21 protein-coding genes are annotated in these 23,611 nt (G+C 37.9%); 9 read left to right on the top strand and 12 right to left on the bottom strand.

The annotated features are described in order from the left end of the window. Positions 1-251 precede the first annotated feature (251 nt). A complete protein-coding gene (locus AC3WSK_RS05000; protein WP_079560029.1) occupies positions 252-692 on the top strand; it encodes a DUF1453 family protein in 441 nt (146 codons plus the stop codon). Between the two features lie 492 nt (positions 693-1,184). Beyond that, complete coding sequence (locus tag AC3WSK_RS05005; protein ID WP_492412764.1) at positions 1,185-2,681, top strand: carboxypeptidase M32; 1,497 nt, start codon at positions 1,185-1,187, stop codon at positions 2,679-2,681. Positions 2,682-2,740: 59 nt separating this feature from the next. Here AC3WSK_RS05005 and AC3WSK_RS05010 read toward each other — a convergent pair whose 3' ends face one another. The 4 genes from AC3WSK_RS05010 to AC3WSK_RS05025 form a co-directional block, all read right to left on the bottom strand. Further along, positions 2,741-4,402: a b(o/a)3-type cytochrome-c oxidase subunit 1 gene (locus tag AC3WSK_RS05010; RefSeq protein WP_079560031.1), complete on the bottom strand. Its 1,662-nt coding sequence runs from the start codon at positions 4,400-4,402 to the stop codon at positions 2,741-2,743. Further along, on the bottom strand, positions 4,386-4,880 hold the full coding sequence (locus AC3WSK_RS05015) for a cupredoxin domain-containing protein (RefSeq protein WP_079560032.1): 495 nt from the start codon (positions 4,878-4,880) through the stop codon (positions 4,386-4,388). Before AC3WSK_RS05015 ends, AC3WSK_RS05010 begins: the two co-directional genes overlap by 17 nt. Before the next feature lie 30 nt (positions 4,881-4,910). Further along, positions 4,911-5,033, bottom strand: coding sequence for a hypothetical protein (locus tag AC3WSK_RS05020; protein WP_255505077.1), 123 nt, complete (start codon positions 5,031-5,033; stop codon positions 4,911-4,913). Between the two features lie 357 nt (positions 5,034-5,390). After that, positions 5,391-5,846: a chemotaxis protein CheX gene (locus AC3WSK_RS05025; RefSeq protein WP_079560033.1), complete on the bottom strand. Its 456-nt coding sequence runs from the start codon at positions 5,844-5,846 to the stop codon at positions 5,391-5,393. A gap of 582 nt (positions 5,847-6,428) precedes the next feature. On the opposite strand from AC3WSK_RS05025, the gene AC3WSK_RS05030 reads away from it, so the two are divergent. Further along, complete coding sequence (locus AC3WSK_RS05030; protein ID WP_492412766.1) at positions 6,429-7,043, top strand: pyroglutamyl-peptidase I; 615 nt, start codon at positions 6,429-6,431, stop codon at positions 7,041-7,043. Between the two features lie 205 nt (positions 7,044-7,248). Here the strand turns inward: AC3WSK_RS05030 and AC3WSK_RS05035 are convergent, their stop codons facing one another. Beyond that, positions 7,249-7,668, bottom strand: coding sequence for a DUF4183 domain-containing protein (locus tag AC3WSK_RS05035; RefSeq protein ID WP_492412767.1), 420 nt, complete (start codon positions 7,666-7,668; stop codon positions 7,249-7,251). Positions 7,669-8,231: 563 nt separating this feature from the next. On the opposite strand from AC3WSK_RS05035, the gene AC3WSK_RS05040 reads away from it, so the two are divergent. Both AC3WSK_RS05040 and AC3WSK_RS05045 read left to right on the top strand, forming a co-directional pair. After that, complete coding sequence (locus AC3WSK_RS05040) at positions 8,232-11,843, top strand: dynamin family protein (RefSeq protein ID WP_492412769.1); 3,612 nt, start codon at positions 8,232-8,234, stop codon at positions 11,841-11,843. Between the two features lie 10 nt (positions 11,844-11,853). Then, positions 11,854-12,663: a sulfurtransferase gene (locus tag AC3WSK_RS05045; protein WP_079560037.1), complete on the top strand. Its 810-nt coding sequence runs from the start codon at positions 11,854-11,856 to the stop codon at positions 12,661-12,663. 154 nt (positions 12,664-12,817) lie between these two features. Here AC3WSK_RS05045 and AC3WSK_RS05050 read toward each other — a convergent pair whose 3' ends face one another. Next, complete coding sequence (locus tag AC3WSK_RS05050; protein ID WP_492534971.1) at positions 12,818-13,363, bottom strand: hypothetical protein; 546 nt, start codon at positions 13,361-13,363, stop codon at positions 12,818-12,820. A gap of 115 nt (positions 13,364-13,478) precedes the next feature. On the opposite strand from AC3WSK_RS05050, the gene AC3WSK_RS05055 reads away from it, so the two are divergent. Together AC3WSK_RS05055 and AC3WSK_RS05060 are read left to right on the top strand one after the other, a co-directional pair. Beyond that, a complete protein-coding gene (locus tag AC3WSK_RS05055; protein WP_079560039.1) occupies positions 13,479-14,309 on the top strand; it encodes an MBL fold metallo-hydrolase in 831 nt (276 codons plus the stop codon). 403 nt (positions 14,310-14,712) lie between these two features. Next, on the top strand, positions 14,713-15,915 hold the full coding sequence (locus AC3WSK_RS05060) for an NAD(P)-dependent malic enzyme (protein WP_427484692.1): 1,203 nt from the start codon (positions 14,713-14,715) through the stop codon (positions 15,913-15,915). A 60-nt stretch (positions 15,916-15,975) separates the two neighbouring features. Here the strand turns inward: AC3WSK_RS05060 and AC3WSK_RS05065 are convergent, their stop codons facing one another. From AC3WSK_RS05065 to gdhA, 3 genes are all read right to left on the bottom strand, one after another. After that, a complete protein-coding gene (locus tag AC3WSK_RS05065; RefSeq protein ID WP_427484691.1) occupies positions 15,976-16,629 on the bottom strand; it encodes a Yip1 family protein in 654 nt (217 codons plus the stop codon). A 171-nt stretch (positions 16,630-16,800) separates the two neighbouring features. Next, complete coding sequence (locus AC3WSK_RS05070; protein WP_197144151.1) at positions 16,801-17,487, bottom strand: phosphoribosylaminoimidazolesuccinocarboxamide synthase; 687 nt, start codon at positions 17,485-17,487, stop codon at positions 16,801-16,803. 173 nt (positions 17,488-17,660) lie between these two features. Then, positions 17,661-19,034 carry an NADP-specific glutamate dehydrogenase gene (gene gdhA, locus AC3WSK_RS05075; RefSeq protein WP_492412774.1) on the bottom strand — a complete coding sequence of 458 codons (1,374 nt, stop codon included), beginning with the start codon at positions 19,032-19,034 and terminating at the stop codon, positions 17,661-17,663. Positions 19,035-19,221: 187 nt separating this feature from the next. Between gdhA and AC3WSK_RS05080 the strand changes: the two genes are divergently transcribed. Next, complete coding sequence (locus AC3WSK_RS05080; RefSeq protein ID WP_492412776.1) at positions 19,222-19,695, top strand: YaiI/YqxD family protein; 474 nt, start codon at positions 19,222-19,224, stop codon at positions 19,693-19,695. Next, complete coding sequence (dsdA, locus tag AC3WSK_RS05085) at positions 19,685-21,004, top strand: D-serine ammonia-lyase (protein WP_492412793.1); 1,320 nt, start codon at positions 19,685-19,687, stop codon at positions 21,002-21,004. The genes AC3WSK_RS05080 and dsdA overlap by 11 nt, the downstream gene beginning before the upstream one ends. A 128-nt stretch (positions 21,005-21,132) precedes the next feature. On the opposite strand, the gene AC3WSK_RS05090 is transcribed toward dsdA, so the two are convergent. The 3 genes from AC3WSK_RS05090 to AC3WSK_RS05100 form a co-directional block, all read right to left on the bottom strand. Beyond that, positions 21,133-21,324 carry a hypothetical protein gene (locus tag AC3WSK_RS05090; protein ID WP_053482024.1) on the bottom strand — a complete coding sequence of 64 codons (192 nt, stop codon included), beginning with the start codon at positions 21,322-21,324 and terminating at the stop codon, positions 21,133-21,135. 227 nt (positions 21,325-21,551) lie between these two features. After that, complete coding sequence (locus tag AC3WSK_RS05095; protein WP_492412779.1) at positions 21,552-22,493, bottom strand: alpha/beta hydrolase; 942 nt, start codon at positions 22,491-22,493, stop codon at positions 21,552-21,554. 29 nt (positions 22,494-22,522) lie between these two features. After that, positions 22,523-23,596, bottom strand: coding sequence for an LLM class flavin-dependent oxidoreductase (locus AC3WSK_RS05100; protein ID WP_427484688.1), 1,074 nt, complete (start codon positions 23,594-23,596; stop codon positions 22,523-22,525). Between the last annotated feature and the right edge of the window lie 15 nt (positions 23,597-23,611).

Here is a 23,611-nt window from a genome sequence, read left to right on the forward strand (position 1 = left end):
CGCTTGCTTCAAGTTCATCGGTACTATCCCCCAACGTATTTCGTAGTCTCGACCCCAATCAACTTATGACATAGGAAAAATTTTGATCCCATCAAATTAGACAATAGGCTATAATAAATAGTCTATTGTCTAATTTGATGAAGTTATCATTATGAAGAAGCGTATTGAAAGATCCCTTTTCTGAAGGTCGTGCTCACTACATCTTCAGTTTGAGGTTGAATTTTACTTTTAAAATAAAGTGAGGGAAAGAAATGGTTAGCTACTTGGTCGTCTTTATTGTCATTGTCCTTATAATGTTAAAAGAGAAACAAGTTAGACCAGCTCGATTGTGGGTCATACCAGTTTTGTTAATTGGTGTGGTGTTTTCTACTATTTCAAGTATTAAATTAACGCCTTTAAGTATTATGATGTATATCAGTTGTTTAATGGTTGGATTGGGTATAGGAGTATGGAAAGGAAAACTAGAAAAAATTCGTAAGAATCACACTAGAGGAATCGTTACTACAAAAAGCTCTATTGCTGGAATTATTTTGTTTTTCGGGTTTCTTCTTTTAAGGATACTGGTAGGTCATTGGAGTAGAGAGCATGCATTGCTATCATTAACAAATGCTCTTATGTTCATACCACTAGGTAGTATTTGTTCTCGTCGCTATATTATCTACTTGAGATACAAACAACTTATGGGCGAGTAAAGCAATATAAAGTATAGAATTGTTTTAAATCGAAGACTAATCATAGTGATTTATTATTCTGTATTCAGCTTTAATAAAGTCATCTAGTATATTTGGTGAAAAATAGCATATTCTTGCAGGAATGATTTTAACAGAATAATTTGGCCCTAAGTTTGATAGATGCAGCCTTCTATTGTCCATGTTTGGTCAATGTAGACAAAGTTGTATTCTCTTTGTCTACTTCCTCAATAAGTATTTTTCGCCAGATACATAACCACATAATTATGTGACATCGCCACTCATCTAGTATGCAGTGGCATAATAATCTCCTGAACGCATTATAGAAAATCCAATAGTAGAATCTTTATCCCCATGCATCCTTTTTTACATAGCCTTAAATTTTTGTAGAATCAATATTTAATTTAAGTAGAACTAGAAAAATACTAAAAGTCCATAATATACAAAATTTTCGAAAATATGATAAACTAATAGCGTGAAAAGGAGGATGTTAGCATGACTGTACAACAATTTACTGACTATGTAAAAAAAATGCAGCACTACGGAGAAGCACTGAGTGTGGTTTATTGGGATATGCGTACCGGTGCACCTAAGAAGGGGTTAGCTCAACGTTCAGAGGTAGTTGGAACATTATCTGCTTCCTTATTTGAGATGCAAACTAGTGAAGAGTTAGGGAAGTTACTAACGGAACTAGAGGGGCAAAAGGCAGATCTCGATTATGTTACGCTGCGTTTAGTAGAGAAAGTACGTAAAGATTACGATCAAAATAAAAAAATTCCAGCTGATGAATATAAGGAATTTGTCATTCTACAATCTAAAGCAGAAACAGCATGGGAAGAAGCAAAAGCGACGAATAATTTTGCTTTATTCCTACCTTATTTAGAGGAAATTATAAGCTGGCAGAAGAAATTCATTCAATATTGGGGTATTAAAAACGGTTCTCCATACAATACATTACTAGATTTATATGAACCGGATATGACGACTGATGTTTTAGATCAAGTTTATGGTGAGTTACGTGAAACAATCGTTTCTCTTGTGCAAAAAATTGCAGATTCACCAAATAAACCAGATACAAGCATATTATTTAAACATTTCCCTCGTGAATCTCAACGTGCATTATCATTGGAAATGTTAGCACAACTTGGCTATGATTTTGATGCAGGTCGCCTAGACGAAAGTGTGCATCCATTTATGATTGGCTTAAATCATGGAGATAATCGAATTACAACGAAATATGATGAAAATGATTTCCGCTCAGCAATTTTTGGAACAATCCATGAGTGTGGGCATGCTATGTATGAACAAAATATCGATGTGAAGCTTGATGGTTTACCGTTAGCAACGGGTACGTCGATGGGAATACATGAATCTCAATCTTTATTTTATGAAAATTTTGTTGGTAGGAATGAAAAGTTCTGGGAGCATAATTACGAGCGACTGCAAAACCATTCGCCAGCACAATTTGGTGATGTACCATTAACTGATTTCCTGCGAGCAATTAATATGGTGGAACCTTCATTTATTCGCATTGAAGCAGATGAGTTAACATATCCACTACATATTATGATTCGCTATGAAATTGAACGTGACCTATTTAATGGCGATCTTCAAGCGAAAGATCTTCCACAAATATGGAATGATAAATACGAGGAATATTTAGGTATTCGCCCTGAGACAGATGCAAAAGGGGTTTTACAAGATATGCACTGGTCAGGGGGCATGTTTGGTTATTTCCCATCCTATGCTTTAGGAATGATTTACGCTGCACAATGGAAACATGCAATGGATAAAGATATTCCAAACTTTGATGAGTTATTAGAAAAAGGTGAGCTTCTTCCAATTCGTGAGTGGTTAACAGACAAAGTCCATCAATACGGAGCGCTGAAGAAACCGTTCGAATTGTTACAAGAGGCAACAGGGGAAGGCTTAAACGCCAAATATTTAGCAAATTATTTACAAGAAAAGTATACGAAGCTATATCAACTTTAAAGGACAAAGCGATTTCTCTACTATAGAGAAATCGCTTTTTATGAAGATGCAAAATATTGTTACCAGAGCTTATAGCCTTTAGAGCCAGGTGGAGAATTAGAAATAATATCGATAATTGGAATAGTATAAGCAAATAAAATTAATGCAACTAAAATAACTAGCCATACTTTAAAGTTCTCTAAAATAGCTGGTGTCGTACCACCGTTTTCATGTACCTCACCAACAGGGAATTCCTCTTCGCCTTTTGGTGCAAACCATGCTAATTTCACCACAATATAAAGAATGATTATGATGGCGATGAATAGAATTGTGCCACCAACAGCTTGAGCGATTTGATAAGGAATCCAATCATAAGCTTGCTGAGCTCCGCCATACTCAGAGTAATCAGATCGACGCGGTGCACCAATCAGACCAGCAATATGCATAGCAGAAGACATAATTGTCATACCTACCGCCCATAAAATAGCGGCAAAATTACCAAGATTGTTTAAAGATTTAGTCAGCGTACGACCTGTTAAATACGGAATTAACCAAAATGCCGCCCCAAAATAAGTTAATACGGCTGTTGTTGCAATTGTTAAATGGAAATGTCCTGTAACCCAAATAGTATTATGGATTAATTGGTTCATTTGATAAGAAGCATTGATGATACCGCCTGCACCACCAGGAATAAATGCTAACATACCGATAAATGGCACGAAGAAACGAGCATCTTTCCATGGTAATTTTTTAAACCAGCCGAAAAGCCCTTTTCCACCTAATTCTCGACCGCGTAATTCAAACATTGCAAACATCGAGAAGGCGGTCATTAAAGATGGTACGATTACGGCAAATGTTAAAACAACTTGTATGAATTTCCACGTAGCATCAATACCTGGCTCTGTTAATTGGTGATGGATCCCAACTGGTACAGAGAATATTAAAAACAGCATAAATGACAGTCTTGCTAAAGAATCAGAGAAAATTTTTCCGCCAATAACCTTCGGAATAATGACATACCAAACCATGTAAGCTGGTAATAGCCAGAAATACACAAGAGCATGACCAAAATACCAGAATAATGTACGGGAAAGTGCTACATCAACACGTTCGATAAAGCCTAAGGACCATGGAAGTAACTGGAATAGAACAGAAACAGCTACACCTAGAGTTGCTACGAACCACATTAAATTATTGACAACAACCATAAATGAAAGTAATGGGCTTCGTTGTCCGCTACCTTTGTTTTCTTTACGCCACTGAGCATATCGTAAAATTTGACCTGCGCCGCCAACCCAAGAACCAACAACGACTAATGTAAGGCCTAAATAGAAAATCCAGTGAGCTTTCAGTGGAGCATAGAACGTATATAAAACAGATGCTTCGTTCAATAGAACCATTACTGCAGCTGCTGCTGTACCGATAGTCATTAACCAGAAGCCGATCCAGCCAAGGCGACGTTGTCCATTTGAAAAAGTTCCTGATGTACGGCTAACACTGGCAATTTGGAAACCGAAAATAAAGAATGTTGTTAAAATAAGACCGAGTAAAACACCATGTACAGTTAAAACTTGATAGTAACCAATGCCTGCTGGTAATGTAAATTGACCAGAACGAACGAAAACCTGCAATAAACCTGCAAGACCCCCTAATAATAATGCGATGAATGCCACGTATATATGTGCCATTGCTAGCTTCGCATCACGACGATCCACTTTTGTCAAATTATTTTTGAGACTCATTTGGATCCACCACCTTTAGCATAGAGTGCATCATCGTATGTCCTGTACCACAGTATTCATTACATACAATTAAAAACTCTCCTACTTTATTTACTTCTGTCACATATTCAGAAATGTAACCAGGTTCAAGCATCATATTAATATTTGTACCTGCAACTTCAAAACCGTGCATGACATCCGCACTTGTTGCGATAAATTTCACCTTAGCTCCTAGAGGGACTTCTATTTCTGGCGGATTGTAATTAAATGCTGATGCTAAAACAACCACTTCATAGTCCCAATCCTTACCTTCTACTTTGTGAACACCAGGATTATCGAAGGGAGGGAATTCATTTACTTTCTCATAATCTAGTGTTTTTTTACCATTGTTCGGATGTGAGCCTTGATGAAATGCACCGATGCCGAGAATGATAAGGAATGCTACTAAAGTAGTAACTCCAAACACAAGCCAGTATTTCTCATACTTATGTAAGTGCATATGTCTCTGTCCTTTCTTATTCTTAGTAGATTAAAAACGATTGATGAACAAATCGAAGCAGTACACCCAAAGTAAGATAATAATGATTCCTACTCCAAATACCGCATAGAGTGAACCTTTTAAATTTTCATCTGACTTTTTTTTATTTGCCATTTTTGCTCCTCCTTCGCTTTTAGTGTGTCTTTCATATTGCCATGATATATAAATAAAATTCTTTTTGATGTGAAAAAAATCACACATCTTGACGAATAATGTGAAAAAAATGTGAAAAATTGAGGAGGAAATAAAAAAAAGCCATCTCAATAGTCATTGAGATGGCCGCATTTCGGTTGAAAATGAAGTGATTTTTATTGAAATCTATTATTTTTCAAGAAATTTTACTATATGATATTTGGACTTGAGCCTTATGGGGCATTCATCGTTTATTAAAGAGAATGATAAAGCGTGATCATAATTGTTTGATGTAGAGGCATAGGATGTATAAATTGAACAGTTCGATATTCTAGAATTCTATTCTTCTTCAATTGTTAAAAGAACTGTCAGTGGACCGACGCTTGGAATTGTGACAGGTAGTATAAAGGCCTTTTCAAAGCCGTATAATTTTGTGTTACCAACCATCACTGTTGGTGGTGTGATATCAATTTCTAAGCTTTCTTGTCCGACGGTAGTACATAGATTCCCTGCAATCATATTGCCAAATTCCCCTGTAAAGGATTCCAACATTTCTCCTTCGAGAGGCATACCAAACATCGTATTGCCGATGCCACTAAATGTTTCTGGAGACGAATCAATGATTACTCGACCCTTTAAATCTCCTATTAAACCAATTAAAACACCCATTTGCTGTTGTTGAAATGGTTCAGAAATAATACTCGGCGTTTTCACGTCTATCTCCATAGGTAGAATCGATTTTAAAGCGTGGATTGTCCCATTTAAAATAGTTTGAAAGTACTTCGAATTACTCATTTTTACCGCATCCTTTTTCCGACTTTTCTACATCTTACCATGTTAAATGGGTAAGATGAAAGTATGTCTTGACGAATTAATGGGAAATTTATATTATATTAATGAGAATGATTTTCAAAAACATTAAATGGACGATTAAGTTTTTTAAAATACAAATTTTTATAAAAAAGGAGCGGTTAGCGATGACATTCGTATTGATTGGAACGGTAGTGGTTATCTATATTGGAGTAGGGAAACACGTTATGAAACAGGCGACTGCGCATTTAAAATAAGAGAATGAACAATAACGACAATATTATTAAAGTAGAGCATGATCTAAGCAATTTAGAGATCATGCTTTTTTTTACGAAAATATTTATCTTACATACTTTAGAGAAAATAAAGAGGATAATTATTTGTTTTTTTTGAAAAATGTTGAAAATGAGAATTATTTTTTTGTAGTATGGTTACGAGGCTATTAATAAGACATTAACTTCATACAATGTTTATCTGATGCTAATGGTCGTTCTGGCAACTGTGGTATCAAAAAATAAAAATGGATAGGCAATCAAGCGACGTCCTATAGAAAATTAGGTGAAAAAAATGACGAAGATATTATTAACAGGGTTTGTGCCATTTCTTGAATATAAAATAAATCCAACGATGCAAATTGTAGAAAAATTAAATGGAGAAAAGATGGATGGCTATGAAATTGAAGGACGCATATTGTCTGTAGATTTTCAGCAATCCGCTCAGCAGCTGAAACAATATATTGCTGAGATTAAGCCACGAATCATTATTTCATTAGGATTAGCTGGAGGGCGTTTTAAAATAACGCCAGAGCGAATTGCGATTAATATTAAAGATGGGGAAGCAGATAATGATGGTTATACACCAGTAGATGAGAGCATTTATGATGATGGTGTAGATGCCTATATCACGAATCTACCTATTAGAAATATGGTAAATCGATTATGTAAAGAAGGATATCCAGCGGAGATTTCAAATACGGCGGGTACCTATTTATGTAATAATATTATGTATGAAGGGCTTGTTTACGCGAAGCAACATAAAGAGGTCCGTGCTGGATTTATTCATATTCCTGCGTCATTTGATTTGGCGATTCAACATGGGAAAATACCGGGATGGAATATCCAAGATTTAATCACATGTATTAGGCTCTGTATCGAGGAGACAATTCGTGTAACAAATGATTGACTTTCCTCAAACGATGGGGATAAATAAAGAAGTAAAATGGATGGCCTAAAATGATAATCATCATTTTAGGTCATCCATTTTTAGTTAGATAAGTAATGAAACAAATTATTGGATAGTAGGATTGATTTGATATCAACGTACTCCCGTTTATTCTATCACTAATACAGTGTCTAGGCAGATAAAGTACCTATTTCAAGGTTTTATATTACTGTGTTGAAAACCCTATTGATTCTATGATGATTGGAGTACCACTATAAATTGTTGAATTACTTGGACTTAAGGTTAACGTGGTTGGAGTTAAGGTATAAATTCCACCTTCTTGCATGACGGCATTGATATAAAGATTAACGTAGCCATTCGGATTAAAAATGATAAATTCGGTTGCTTGGTTCCCATTATCCTTCCAAAATTGGCTAGCTGATAGAGTCGCCCCATTAGTCAAATCAATATCCGATGTAACAATATTGAAATATCTATTTACTGTTGGAATAATATTTCTACTAGGTTCAACAACTGGGGGAGGGTCTTCCGAAGGAATGGTACTAGCTTTTATACGTGGCCAAATAAATCGATCTTCACACTCACATTCTTGCTCGATTTTCCGTTGGTTCCTAAAGTTCACCATAAGTTTATCACTCCATTTAACTTCGTACTTATCTATTCACTATTAGATTTACAATCGCACACCAATCTTTTTTCTTACTTTAAAATATGAAGAAAATTATTAGTTGAATAGTTGGACATCCATTTTTGCAAATAGAAAATAACATGTGGGTGATTTCTGTTCAGGCTGGGCGTTTTCCTAGTATAAGGTTTTAACAAACATCATTGCCTAGCAATAATGAGCCTATAATGCTTTAATTTTATAAATAAACAGGACGATATGGATGAATATGGCGTCTGAAATCCTGATATATATGCTTTTAATAGTAAATTAGTGTTATACTTTGCTTGTCGAATAAGGTAGAATATTATTTATGACTATCTTCATTCGTAAAAACTGCTTCCTTTGAAGTTGTAAGATGAATACGGATATAGTTCCTTCCCAAACATCACTGATTGAAGATAAAGCCTCCGGCGGATGTCACGGATTTTTAGAGGAGTGAATTGTGCTCCACAATTAAAAATCCGAACGCAATTACGCCAAGGCGAAATTGATTAATATGAATAAAGGGGTTACTGGTTTTTATGAAAGATTTTGAACAACAATTGGAGGCGCTTTTAAAGCAGGCTTCGTTACAATACATAATTTATCAGCATAATGGTGATACAGAGCGTATGGATAAGACATCACTTTTTGCTCGTAAAATACAGCAAAAAGAATACGTTATTGGCTTTGCAGGCCATTTCTCTGCTGGTAAATCGAGTATGATTAACGCATTATCTGGTGAAGATTTACTTGCGGCAAGCCCTATTCCAACGAGTGCAAATATCGTCAAAGTCCATAAATCAGAAGAAGACTTTGCGATTGTCTATATGCATAATGAAAAGCCTGTAAAATTCGAAGCAGGATATGATTTTAAAACAGTTAAAGAACTTAGTAAAAATGGGGACCTAGTGTCACAAATTGAAATTGGTCATAGTACATCGACATTACCACCAGGTGTCACTGTTATGGATACGCCAGGTGTTGACTCGACAGATGATGCACACCGTATGTCAACAGAGTCTGCTCTTCATATTGCTGATATCGTATTTTATACAATGGACTACAATCACGTGCAATCGGAATTGAATTTTCAATTTACAAAGCAATTAATGAAGTACAATCCAAACGTTTATTTAATCGTTAACATGATTGATAAACATAAGGAAAATGAATTAAGCTTTGAGGAATTTAAAGCAACTGTTCACAATTCCTTTGCAGCTTGGGGAGTAGTACCAAAAGGCGTATTTTTCACTTCATTAAGAGAGCCGGAGCACCCTAATAACGATTTTGCGGTTGTAAAGAAAATCGTTATGGATAGTATGAATGATTGGCAGGAGCAGCTTGTACAAACTGCATCAAATACATTGCGTTTATTACAAAGTGAGCATGACAATTATTTAACGGAAGAAAGACAGGATCGTTTAGACATTGATGAAGATGTATTAAGTGCCGATGACTGGGCAAACCATAAGGATATTTTAGAGCAGTACAATAAGCTAAATCGTCAAGTTGAATTGTTCTCAGTTGAGGCATGGAATGAAATGTTCGAAGAGCAACGTAAAGAACTTCTTGCGAATGCAGCAATTATGCCAGCAGATTTACGCGATAAATTACGTCTTTATTTAGAAAGTCAGCAGGAAGGTTTCAAGGTAGGGGGCTTATTTACTGCTAAGAAAAAAACAGTGGAAGAGCGTAACCGCCGTAAAGAGGATGCCTATAGTGCCTATCAAAATGTTGTTCATGCACAAATTACTGGACATTTAAAAGGGCTAATGAAAAAGGTGATAAAGGATGTTGGTGCGTTAAATGAAGAACGTGCTACAACTATTGATGCCTACGCCTTTGATTTACCTTTCTCCCTTATAGAGCAGCAGGTACAAGTTGGCGCAATTTTAACAGGAGATGCTGTGTTGAATTTTGCCAACCGTGTGGCAGAAGCGACTAAGCGCTACTACATCCAGGAAACTGATAAGTGGAAAGATGCGCAAGCAACAACTTTGGAAGCAGTAGCTACAGAAACGGCTGCTCCATCTAAATTAAAAATGGCAGGGATGCAAGAGAAAGTTGATGCCATTCAAGAAGTGCTTGAAATCGAGAGCTATCAGCAATATAGTGCAAGTATTATGCATCAGGCAAGCAATGAAATACGTAAAATAGCAAATCAACAGCTGACAAATTGGGAACATGCCTTTAAGCAAGATTTAGCAGATATTCGATTATTTGACGAATCGATGTTAAAGCCAAAAGAGGAAGCGTTAATTGAGGAAGAGGCACAGCAGGCAGTTAGTGCAACAAGTCTTCCTATTGAAGGTGTAGTGAAGCGTGCACTTCACACGGCAACTGCTGTAAAAGATGTACAGGGCTTTGCGGAGGTAGCAACTTACTTAGAAAATAAAGTAGAACGCTTACAGAAAAAGGATTTCACAATTGCGCTTTTCGGTGCATTTAGTGCAGGGAAATCTTCGTTCTCTAATGCGTTAATGGGTGCCAAGGTTTTACCTGTATCACCAAACCCGACAACAGCGGCTATTAATAAAATTCGTCCTGTGTCACCAGATCATCCGCATGAAACAGCAGATGTACAGTTAAAGACAGCTGACCAAATGCTAGAAGATATTCAAGCTTCATATGCAGCGATTGGTTTATCGGTTTCTTCGTTAGAAGAAGCATTCAATCGTGCAGATGAGGGACTTGCGGTGCAATTATCTGACGAACGCTTAAATGTGCATAAATCATTTATTCGCGCATATAAAGAAGGGTTCCCATCATTTAAGTCTGAGCTTGGAAAAGTATTACGTGTAAACCGTGAAGAGTTCGAAAAATTTGTTGCGCAGGAAAATAAATCATGCTTTGTCGATAATATTGATTTCTATTATGACAGTCCGTTAACACGCATGGGTGTAACACTTGTTGACACACCAGGAGCAGATTCTATAAATGCGCGTCATACAGGTGTGGCATTTGAATATATCCGTAATGCTGATGCAATCTTGTTTATTACTTATTATAATCATGCTTTTGCTAAAGCGGACCGTGAGTTTTTAATCCAGCTTGGTCGTGTGAAGGATGCCTTCGAGCTTGATAAGATGTTCTTTATCGTCAATGCGATTGATTTAGCGACAACAGAAGAAGAACAGGAAGATGTAAAAGGCTATGTGCGTTCAGAATTACAACGCTTTGGCATTCGCTTCCCACGACTTTACGGTGTGTCTAGCTTATTAGCATTAAAGGAAAAAGTAGAGGGTGCGGATTTAACATCTGGTATGCCACCTTTCGAGGATTCTTTCCACACATTCTTAAATGATGAATTAAGTGCATTGGCGGTTCAGGCACTTGCAGAGGAAGTCGATAAAACGGAGCAACGTTTAGGTGACTTAATTGCGCAAACAGAAGAGAACTTAAAACGTAAGGATGAGCGTTTAGAGGAATTAACAACTCTTGAACAACATGTGAAATCGAAATTCAATTCGCTTAATACAAGTATGGTAGAAAGTGAAACGAAGCAAGAGCTTGATGAATTACTGTATTATGTTCTTCAGCGTGTGTACTATCGTTACCCAGAGTTCTTTAAGGAAGGCTACAATCCGTCAACATTTGCAGCAATGCCGGTTCAGCAAGCATTAGAGCATGCTTTAAAGGAAGTAATGCAAAGTTTACGATTTGATTTTACACAAGAAATGCGTGTAACAAACTTCCGTTTATCACAGTTTATTAGTAAAAAAATGCAACTGCGCTTTAAAGATGAAGTGCGTGAGCTTAAAGAATTAAATCGAAGTTTCTCGTTTTTAGCGTTTGAATCTTCTGAGCCAGATTTACTTGATTTTGAAGTGCCATTTACAGGTATCACTAAATATTCAGGTGTGAAATCACACTTCCGTAATCAAAAGGCATTCTTTGAGAAGAATGAAAAAGTGAAGTTAAGTGAGGCGTTAGAGGTCTTAACAAAACCAGATGCGCAAGATTATTTAGATTCACAAAAAGTATCTCTCATGGCATGGGCGATTACCTATATTGCAGAGGAAGCAGAGAAATTACGTCTGCATATTTATCATCAGGCGCTTGAACAAATTGCAACAGAAAGACTTGCACTTCAGGAAGAAAGTCGTTTAGCTTCTTGGAAAGCTATTTATGCTCAATTACAATACGCATGAGGTGATTCATTTGGGAAAAGTATTCAAATCAGTTGAGGAAATTCAGTTTGATGAAGTCCGTTTCGTAGATGCTCGCTTTGATTTACAAAAGAAAGAGGCAGGTAGCAAAACATTTGAAGAAGGACATGCACCAGGAGCAATTTATATCGATCTAGAGCAAGATTTATCTGATATGGGATCCAGTGATGGTCGCCATCCCATGCCGAATAAGGAAAAGCTATCAGCAGTATTTCAAGGATTGGGATTAAACTATGAGGATCAAATTGTCGTTTACGACCAAGGAGCTGCTCCATTTGCCCCACGTGCTTGGTGGATGCTGAATTATGCAGGCTTTCCGAATGTCGTAATTGTGAATGGTGGCGCACCGGCTCTTGAGGAGAAAATACCTTTCACAAAAGACATTATCAAATATCCACCAACTACAATCGAATTTGTTTGGCGAGATGAACTATATGCTCCACGTGAAGCTGTGAAAGCTATTGTAGATGGAGAAGTCGATGCTACGTTATTAGATGCACGTGCCGCAGCTCGCTATCGTGGTGAGATGGAGCCTCTTGATAAGGTAGCAGGGCATATTCCAACTGCGAAAAACTTTGACTGGGAGCAGTTAAAGTCAGACGGTCATTTACAAGCGAATGATGCGTTACGTAGCAAGGTTACTCGTGATGAGCACGTTGTGGTATACTGCGGAAGCGGTGTTACAGCATCACCATTGTATGCAGTGCTAGCAGATGAAGGCTACGAAAATATTCAACTGTATGTAGGTAGCTATAGTGACTGGATTACACAATATGACGTTGAAAAAGGGACAAATGAATAAAAGATTATAGAAGAAACGCTCACTTTGGTGGGCGTTTTTTGCTTTTATTGGAGTGGAAAAGGTGGAAAGCGGTCGAAACGACGGAAAGAAAAGCCGAAGTGAAGGAAAGAAAGGTAAGAGCGGCGGAAAGAAGAGCAAAGGTGATGGATAGAAATTAGAGCGACGGAAAGAAAGGCTGAAGTGATGGATAGAAAGGCAAGAGCGACGGAAAGAAGAGCGGAGGTGACGGATAGAAATCAGAGCGACGGGAAGAAAGGCTGAAGTGATGAAAGAAAGGTCGAAGCGACGGGAAGAAAGGCAAGAGAGACGGAAAGAAGAGCGGAGGTGACGGATAGAAATCAAAGCGACGGAATGAAAAGCCAAAGCCGTGGATAGAACCATCAAAAAGAAGGATAGCCCCGCCCAAATCGTGGATAGAACCGTCAAAAAGATGGATAGCCCCGCCCAAAGCGTGGATAGAACCATCAAAGTCGTGGATAGCCCCGCCCAAATCGTGGATAGCACCGTCAAAAAGAAGGATAGCCCCGCCCAAATCGTGGATAGAACCGTCAAAAAGAAGGATAGCTCCGCCTAAATCGTGGATAGAACCATCAAAGTCGTGGATAGCCCCGCCCAAATCGTGGATAGAACCGTCAAAAAGAAGGATAGCCCCGCCCAAATCGTGGATAGAACCGTCAAAATGAAGGATAGCTCCATCCAAACCGTGGATAGCCCCACCAAAGCGAAATTATACTAACGAACCGAGTTTTCATGTATTAATGAAATGACTGAATATTCATTTTATGCTAAACTCTTTTTACAAAGGGGGAGAAAGGATGTTTGAACGAGAGAAAAGTATAGAAATTCAACAGAATCGTGATGTGCAATGTGCTCATGGGAAAGTGGCGGTTCAGGGTATTGGCATGAGTGTTTTTAGCTTTTTTGTAGATGGGTTATTAATTGATACAGGCTCATACTCACTTTCTCAGGAGTTCCAATCTTTTTTTAAAGAATTACCGATTGAACAATTGGCGCTCACTCATTCTCATGAGGATCATTCGGGAAATGCGGCATGGATTCAGCAACATACGGGTGTACCTATCTATGTTCACTGTGATTCAGTGAGCCTTTGCGCAAAGGATGGGGAGTATCCATTTTATCGACAGGCATTATGGGGTGAGCGACCGGCGTTTATAGCTCAACCGCTTGGCGATACGTTACAAACGAATTCAGCTACTTGGGATGTTATTGAAACGCCAGGGCATACGACAGATCATGTATCATTTTATAATCGGGAAACGGGTGCTATGTTTACAGGCGATTTGTATATACAAACGAAAACTAAGGTTGTCCTTGATGAAGAAAATATCGTACATACCTTAGCGTCTTTGAAAAAAATAGCAAACTATGATTTTGAGGTAGTATATTGTTGTCATGCAGGCTTTATAGCGGATGGTCGAGCGAAAATACAAGAAAAAATTGCTTATTTAGAAGAGATGGAGGCGAATATAAGGCAACTGTTTCATAAAGGTTATTCGGTAGAGGAAATGACAAAATCAATCTTTTCTCGAGAATACCCGATTACAAAAGTATCAGGGGAACAATGGTCTTCCAAGCATATTATCACCGCATTTATAAATCAGTTTACGCAAGAGTCCTTGAAATAAGGGCTCTTTTTTGTTGATTAACGTGACACTGCTAAGGAATGAATATAATAAAAAACTTTGTGAAAAAATGTGGAGAAAATGTGACGAAACTAGATAGAGTAATGGATGCGCTTACATAAGTTTGTGAAAAAATTCTCATTTACATAAGAAAAATACTATGTGAAAAGTTGAGCAGGTTTAATGCCGGTATTTATACATTTATTGAAAGGCTAATAGTTGTAAATTTTATATTGAAATAATTGATTGTGAAGGGGATAACAAGACGATAAATAGGAATGAACGATTAAAAATGGCGCTATTTCGAAGACGAAATATAATTGGCAGAAAATTCGTTGACTTTACTTTCACAAAGTATTATGATTCTGGAATATATAATAAATTGAAAAGAAAAGGATGGGATTGAATGGACATTATGAAAAAGGCTTTAGAAATGCACGAGTATTATACTGGGAAATTAGAGGTGATTTCTAAAGTACCTGTGCAAGATTCATATGATCTAAGTCTTGCGTATTCTCCGGGGGTAGCTGCGCCTTGCGTAGAGATTGAAAGAAATCCATCGCTTGTTTACGACTATACAATGAAGGGAAATATGGTGGCTGTTGTTTCAGATGGTACAGCGGTATTGGGATTAGGAGATATCGGTCCGAAGGCGGCATTACCGGTAATGGAGGGGAAGGCGATTTTATTAAAGCGCTTTGCCAATGTTGATGCTTTTCCTATTTGCTTAGATACGAAGAGTACGGATGAAATCGTCAGCATTGTGAAGGCACTTGCTCCAACTTTTGGTGCTGTAAACTTAGAGGATATTTCAGCACCAAGATGCTTTGAAATTGAAGATCGTCTGCGCCAAGAATGTGATATTCCTGTATTTCATGATGATCAGCATGGGACAGCGATTGTAGTAGGTGCAGGGATGATTAATGCCAATCGTATTGTGAAGAAAGATGTGGCAACGATGAAGGTTGTGATTAATGGTGCAGGAGCAGCGGGTATTGCTATTTTGCGTATTCTTGTGCAAATGGGCTATAAAAATATTTTTATGTGTGATACAAAGGGACTCATCTATGAAGGCCGCGCTGAAGGTATGAATCCGATTAAAGAAACGGTTGCCCATTTAACAAATCCAGAAAAAATACATGGTACATTGGAGGATGCCATTAAAGGTTCTGACGTCTTTATCGGCGTATCGGTTGCCAATTTATTAACAGAAGCACATATTGCTTCAATGAATGAAGATCCGGTCGTGTTTGCACTTGCGAATCCAAATCCTGAAATTACGTATGAAAACGCCAAGGCATGGGGAGTGCGTGTTATGGGGACAGGACGCTCGGATTATCCGAACCAAATTAACAATGTACTCGCTTTCCCTGGTATTTTCCGAGGGGCATTGGATGTTCGAGCGACAGATATTAATGAAGCGATGAAGATAGCGGCAGTGGAAGCGATAGCGGCTCTTGTTAGTGATGAGGAATTAACCGAAGAATATATTGTACCTAAATCATTAGATGAGCGGGTTGTTGAAATTGTTTCGCAAGCTGTAAGTGGTGCAGCTGTTGAGTCAGGTGTGTCGGAGCTCTTCCAACAAAATACAGTGCTTTCAGTTTAACATTTACGTATACAGGTGAACCTAAAAAATCTCCCACTCTCATAGAGAGGGGAGATTTTTTTACATCATTCCGATAAAAATGCCGAAAATGAAAAATAGAACAATAATAAGAATAATGAATAGTATACCGAAAATAATGGTTGGAATTAAGAGCGTTAAGAAGGCCATCCAATTTGGAATTTGATGTGCTTCGGCAACAATTCCTACTGTAATAACGAGGGACCAAATTACAACCACAAGGGTTAATAAAAGTGCTGGCCAAATAACCCAAGGATAAGTTCCAGCGAAGTCAGAATTCATTAAAGACTCAGGTGATGTAAATAACCAAATTAAATAAAAAGGAATAAGTACTATAAATGGGATAGAAGTTAAACTTAGCCCTTTGAATAAGTGTGAGTACGTACCTGTTCCTTTAAAAAGTTTACCGAACAGCCAAGTGATTAGTGCAGAAAAAGCCGTACCAATTAGCCCTAAAATCGGTGCTGCAATAACACAAAAAATGACGATAAACCAAGGAGACACGTCTGACAAAAATGTGCTATCAATAAGGTCTGTAAGTGTAACGCCAATATAACCAATTGACATGAGAAGAATCGCAAAACCTATTGATTTTTCTTCAATCATGTAACGGGTTGTTTTCTTTGGATGCAACCAAATAGACAAAAATGGATTAACCTTTGGCCTTTCTTGTGATGATTCATTATAGTTATCCATCAAATTACCTCCAAAATAATAGGATAAATTTATGCGTATAATGAGTATACGGAATGACCTAGTGAAAAGTTTCAAAAGAAATCATTTTATTAACAAAAAGAGCCGCAAAAAAAGCGACTCTTTTGATTACTCGTAACTAGTCTTACATAGCATATTAATAGAATGGTTTTTTTATTCAGCTAACATAATTTTTTCAAGCTCTAATGGTTCTATGTATTGTTCACCTTTGTAAGCGCGCATATTACCACCTGAAATTTCATCTATTAATAAAATTTCATTTGTTTGAGCATCACGGCCAAATTCTAATTTAATATCGTAAAGAGTTAACCCTTTTTTGGCAAGTTCTGCAGCAACAAATTTAGCAATTTCAATTGTACGTTGTTTTAAAATTGCATATTCTTCGTGTGTTAACAGGTCTAACATTGCTAAAGCATCTTCAGAAATAGGAGGATCTAGTCGATCATCATCTTTGATGGTAACTTCTACGAAAGAATCTAAGTCTTGACCTTCTTTCACGTAAGCACCATAGCGACGTAGGAAAGAACCTACTGCCTTGAAGCGGCAAATGACCTCTAACCCTTTACCGAAAACAGTTGCAGGTTTTACCGTCATTGTTGCATCGTTGAAGTTTGCATCAACATAGTGAGTAGGAACACCTTGTTCGTTTAGTTTTGAGTAGAAATAAGAAGTTAAGCGAAGACCAGCCAAACCAGCACCGTCGATTGTTAATCCAACAGTATTAGCACCTGGGTCGAATACGCCGTTTTCACCAGTTACATCATCTTTAAATTTTAATAAGTAATGACCATCTTCTAACTTGAACACATTTTTCGTTTTACCTGTATACAATAATTCCACAAAAAACCCTCCAATATGTTGTAGTACTCCAATATTATAACACGAATGTTTTGATTATTTAATAGTAAAATCGTTCGTTTTAATGTAAATTTTAAGCGTATTTCAACGCTTTTTTTATTAAAAAATAAGATGATAACGAATATTCGTTATCATCTTAGGGTGAGGTAAAGTTATTAATATACGCCTTCAGCAAGCATACCATCAGCAACTTTTACGAAGCCAGCTATGTTCGCGCCAACTACAAGGTTCCCAGGGTAACCATATTTTTCAGCAGCCGCTTTACTATCTGCGTAAATATTTTTCATAATTTCGTGTAATTTAGCATCTACTTTTTCAAATGACCAGAATACGCGACTTGAATCTTGCGCCATTTCAAGAGCAGATACAGCAACACCTCCGGCATTAGCCGCTTTTGCAGGACCAAATAATACGCCCGCATTTAAAAATTCATTAATTGCTTCTAAGTCTGATGGCATGTTTGCACCTTCACCAATAGCTTTTACGCCGTTTTCAATTAAAGTACGAGCCGAATCGCCATTGATTTCATTTTGAGTAGCACATGGAAGCGCGATGTCACAAGGAATCGTCCAGATACCTGTGCAGCCTTCTTTAAATGTAGCATTTGGACGATGGTTTAAATAAGTGGAGATACGATTGCCTTTTACTTCTTTAATTTCTTTAATTGCATCAAGGTCTAAACCTTCTGGATCGTAAATATAGCCTGAAGAGTCAGAGCAAGCAACAACTTTTGCACCATAGGATTGTGCTTTTTCAATTGCATATGTTGAAACGTTACCAGAACCAGAAACTACAACTGTTTTACCCTCGAAAGAATCGTTGGCATCTTTTAGCATTTCATTTACAAAATAAACAGTACCATAACCAGTTGCCTCTTTACGGGCTAAAGAACCACCATAGCCAGGAATTTTTCCAGTTAATACACCAGATTCACTTGCTTTTGTTATGCGCTTATATTGGCCCCATAAATAGCCAACTTCACGAGCGCCTACACCAATATCACCTGCTGGAACATCGACATCAGGACCAATATGGCGGTATAATTCAGTCATGAACGCTTGACAGAAACGCATGATTTCTGAATCTGACTTACCTTTAGGGTCGAAGTTTGAGCCGCCTTTACCACCACCGATTGGTTGGCCAGTTAAAGCATTTTTAAAAATTTGTTCAAAGCCTAAGAATTTGATAATGGATTCATTTACGGAAGGGTGGAAGCGAAGGCCGCCTTTGTATGGCCCCATTACGTTATTGTATTGTACACGGTAACCACGGTTTACTTGAACTTGATTGTTATCATCTTGCCAAGCAACACGGAAGGAAATGATTCGATCTGGCTCAACGATACGAGATAAGATATTGGCTTTTATATATTCAGGGTGTTGTGCAAATACAGGCACTAATGAAATAAAAATTTCTTCAGCTGCTTGTAAGAACTCTGCTTGATAGCTATTTTGGTTTTTTAGTTGCTCAAATACGCCATCAACGTATTCTTTTGCTAATTGTTCGTTGCTTACAGTTAAAGTTGTCATAGTAAAAAACCTCCAGTAAGTTGATAGGTGTATCGTATATCTATTTTTCGCACTATTCAATAAAATACTTTTTTTAACAGTCTTAAGTTTGTGAAAAATTTAACAAACGGGGGCGAGAATTTGTTATATTAAAATAATAATAATGTGATTGATCTATCTAATTATGAGAAAGGAATGATGCTTTATTGTGAAGGTTTTAATTGACGCTGATGCTTGTCCAGTCGTGGATTTAGCACTATCTATATCATCTGAGTTTGAGATTGAAACAATCTTGTTTTGCGATACATCCCACCGTGTTGAACGTGATAATGTAATAACAATTACTGTTCCTAAGGGACCAGATTCGGTTGATTTTACGCTAGTGAATGCGCTTTCAAAGCATGATATTGTCATTACACAGGATTACGGATTAGCAGCAATGGTTTTGGCAAGAGGTGGTTATCCAATCGATCAAAATGGAAGAGAGATGTCCGATGAAAATATCGAACGTTTGCTCGATATGCGCCATGTTGGACAAAAAATTAGACGTGCAGGTGGACGTACGAGAGGGCCTAAAAAACGAACACAAGAAAACAATATTTCGTTCGAATTGAAATTTCGACAAATTTGTGAACGAGCAATTTTAGCTAAAAAAGTGGAGGAATCTAATGGTGAAAAATGAACTTAAACACGAACTATTTAATCGATTTCCGAGATTAGAAGAGCTAGCGAATCATGAAACTGTGCTATGGGAAAATACAAATCGAAAAAAAGGGGGGGGAACCAATCTTTTTTCAATGGAAGAGGTTGAGGAAGCAGAAGAAACACTTAAACGTTTTTCTTCCTATTTGATTATTGCATTTCCTGAGCTTTTGGAAAGTAAAGGACTTATTGAATCATCTATAAAAGACATAGCTTTGATAAAGAAAGCTCTTGAAAAGGAATTTGACGTTTTCATACCAGGTCAATTGATCTTAAAATGTGATCATACTTTGCCAATTTCAGGCTCTATTAAAGCTCGTGGGGGTATTTTTGAAGTATTAAGGCATGCAGAGCGCCTTGCCATCGCTAGTGGCAAACTAACAAAAGAGGACAATTATGCTGTATTGGCAACAGATGATTTTCAGTCATTCTTCCAGCAATACACAATTGCCGTAGGTTCTACAGGTAATTTAGGATTAAGTATCGGCATTATGGGCAAAAAACTCGGCTTTAATGTCGTTGTACATATGTCGAGTGATGCAAAAGAGTGGAAAAAAGCATTGTTGCGTGAAAAAGGTGCGACAGTTATTGAATATGAAGCAGATTATAGCGTTGCTGTGGAACAAGGGCGTCGAGAAGCTGAACTTGACCCTATGTGCCATTTCATTGATGATGAGAATTCGAAGGACTTATTTGCTGGCTATGCAGTGGCGGCGAAGCGTTTAAAAGTACAGTTTGAAAAGACGAATATTACAGTGGATCAAGCCCATCCATTGTTCGTGTATTTGCCGTGTGGTGTAGGTGGTGGACCAGGCGGTGTTGCATACGGTATACGTGAAATTTTTGGAGAACATGCCCATGTTTTCTTCGCTGAGCCCGTAGCTTCTCCTTGTATGACAATGGGCTTGATGACGGGTTTACATGACGCCATCAGTGTAGAAGATATTGGTCTTGATAATAAAACAGAAGCAGATGGCCTTGCTGTTGGTCGCGCTTCTAAGTTTGTTGGGAAAGTAATGGAAACTTATATTAGTGGCTGCTACACGGTAAAAGATGAGCAATTATTTAAATCGCTTGCATTAGCGATGGAAGTAGAAGGTTTATTTTTAGAGCCATCTGCACATGCAGGGATGTTCGGACCAATTCAGTTAATGAAAAAAGGACAAAGTTATTTAGAAAAGCATGATTTAGTTAATAAGATGGAGCAAGCTACCCATCTTATTTGGGCAACAGGTGGAAGTATGGTGCCGGTGGAAATGCGTGAGGAATACATGACAAAGGTAGTGTAAGTAGCAAGGATTGATGATTAAAGTATTTAATAAGAAAACGCAAGAATGCGATCGGAATCAACATTCTTGCGTTTATTACTTTTAAACAATTGATTTGAAATTATTAAAAGTGTATTTGCTCATTGAGGTTATTTATATAAATAGTCCAACGCTTGATAATCTTGCTGATAGCGTCCACCGTCCGCTACTTCAGCGTGATATAGAGCTTTTAAAGCATAATTTTTTTGTAAATCCATTTCGGCCATTAATTCTTTTAGGCGATCATGTAATTCACGGTTTTCTTTCACAAGTTGCTGCATTTGTGGTTTAAAATATTTCATTCTGTCTAACTCCTCATTTTATAACGTGCTTATAAGTATAACACTTTTAGCTTTTGAAAATGCACTCATATTCATAATTCTAGCTTTAAAAGATTATTCAGTCGCTGCCATGAAATATTGGCCTAAATTGCAATTTTACTTAGGTGTATCGTTCTCTTACGCAGTCCAACTTTTTCAAATCAGCCAGTAGGGGAGAGGGCTTCATTTGAAGTTAAGGTTATCCGATATTAAGAATGAAGAGCGCGTGCCATGACATCTAAATAATTCTGACTAGCTCGTCGACTTACTTCTGCATCTGGCACAAAGACTTCAAAGCAATGGAAGCTACCAGGGTAGAGTTGGAATTCAACATCTACTCCTGCTTGGGCAAGACGTGTCACGTAATCAATGGTTTCATCTCGAAATAAATCGAGTTGACCTATACATGTATAAGTTGAAGGTAATCCTGCTAAGTTATCTGCTCTTGAAGGGACCGCATACGGAGATAGCTCATGGGTGTCCTTTTCCTCACCTAAGTACATACCCCAAGCGGTCAAATTATTAGTTCTATTCCATGTTGCATGGTCCTCAGTAATCTCATAGCTGGAAGGTGTTTCATTTCGGTTATCAAGCATTGGATACAGTGGCATCTGGAATATAATTGAAGGTCCTCCTTTATCGCGAGCCAATAATGCTAGAGCTGCTGTTAGTCCTCCGCCACCACTTGCGCCTGCAATCGCCACCCGTTTGACATCGATGCCGAGGGATGGTGCCTCGGTTGTCATCCATACTAACCCTGCATAACAATCTTCTATAGCCGCCGGGTAGGGATGCTCAGGAGCAAGTCGATAATCAACCGAAACGACAACGCAATTAGCAGTTTGAACAAAGCGTTCACATAAAATATCATCCATATCAAGGTGTCCCATAACGAAACCACCGCCATGAATCCAAAGCATCGCTGGAAGTTGATTAATATTTCGTTCAACTGGTTCATAAATTTTAACCAACATCTCGTCTCTATCCCCCCTGGGAATCATACGGTTTGATGTGTGGACAAGTTCTGACTTCTCCGAAGGTGGGGTGGACAAGAGACTTCGACTCCACTCTAAATCTTTCTCCAACCGAAAGCCTGGAAATTGGGAGTAAGCCTGTCTTAATTCTGGCAAGACTCGATTATTGATCGACATATAATTTCCTCCTGTTAAATAATGATATCTTAAAGAAATGGATGTCCTTCTAGTGCTATTTTCGCCTCCCATTTGGCAACTTCCTCACGTACACGAGGAGCAACTTTTGTTCCGAGCAATTCTATAGCTTGCATAACTTGATCATGTGGCATTGTACTTAATGGTACGTACAGCATAAAACGTGTAATCCCTACGTGTTTACGAAGATGGATGATTTTTTCAGCAACTGTATCTTCATCACCTACATATAACGCACCTTCGAAACTTCGTGCAGCATCATAGCTAGTGCGATCATAATATCGCCAACCCCGTTCTTTGCCCAATTTATTCATACCTGCCTTTGTTGATGGGAAAAACGTATCCGCTGCCCATTCAGTATTCGGGCCAACAAAACCTATCGAATGAGATCCCACCTGAAGTTTTGATAGATCATGCCCTGCTTGAGCAGCTGCCTTTTTATAGAGCTGTACGATAGGTGCAAACTGCATTGGATTGCCACCGATGATTGCTAGCATAAGTGGTAATCCTAAAAGTCCAGCACGGATGGCAGATTGTTGATTTCCTCCGCTACCAACCCATATTGGTAAGGAGTTTTGAACGGGTCTTGGATACACACCTAAATTATTGATTGCTGGTCGATGTCTACCTTCCCATACTACTTTTTCTGACTCGCGAATTTTGAGGAGTAAGTCCAAATGTTCCTCAAATAGTTCATCATAATCATTTAAATTGTAGCCAAACAAGGGGAAGGATTCGATAAAGGAACCACGACCTGCCATAATCTCAGCACGCCCATTCGATAGTCCATCTAATGTGGAAAAATCCTGAAAGACACGTACAGGATCAGCTGAAGATAGAACTGTTACCGCACTTGTAAGCCGAATCTTTTTTGTTTGTGGAGCTGCAGCAGATAGCACCATTGCTGGAGAGGATGCAGCATAATCTTCTCGATGGTGCTCGCCAACACCAAACACATCCAGCCCCACTTGATCTGCAAGAATGATTTCTTCAACCACTTCACGCAAACGTTGTGCATGACTAATCACTTCACCACTATGAACATCTGGTTTTGTTTCTACAAAAGAGGTAATTCCTATTTCCATTTGTTATCTCTCCTA

This window comes from Lysinibacillus sp. EB271-A1-10B, from assembly GCF_058791335.1.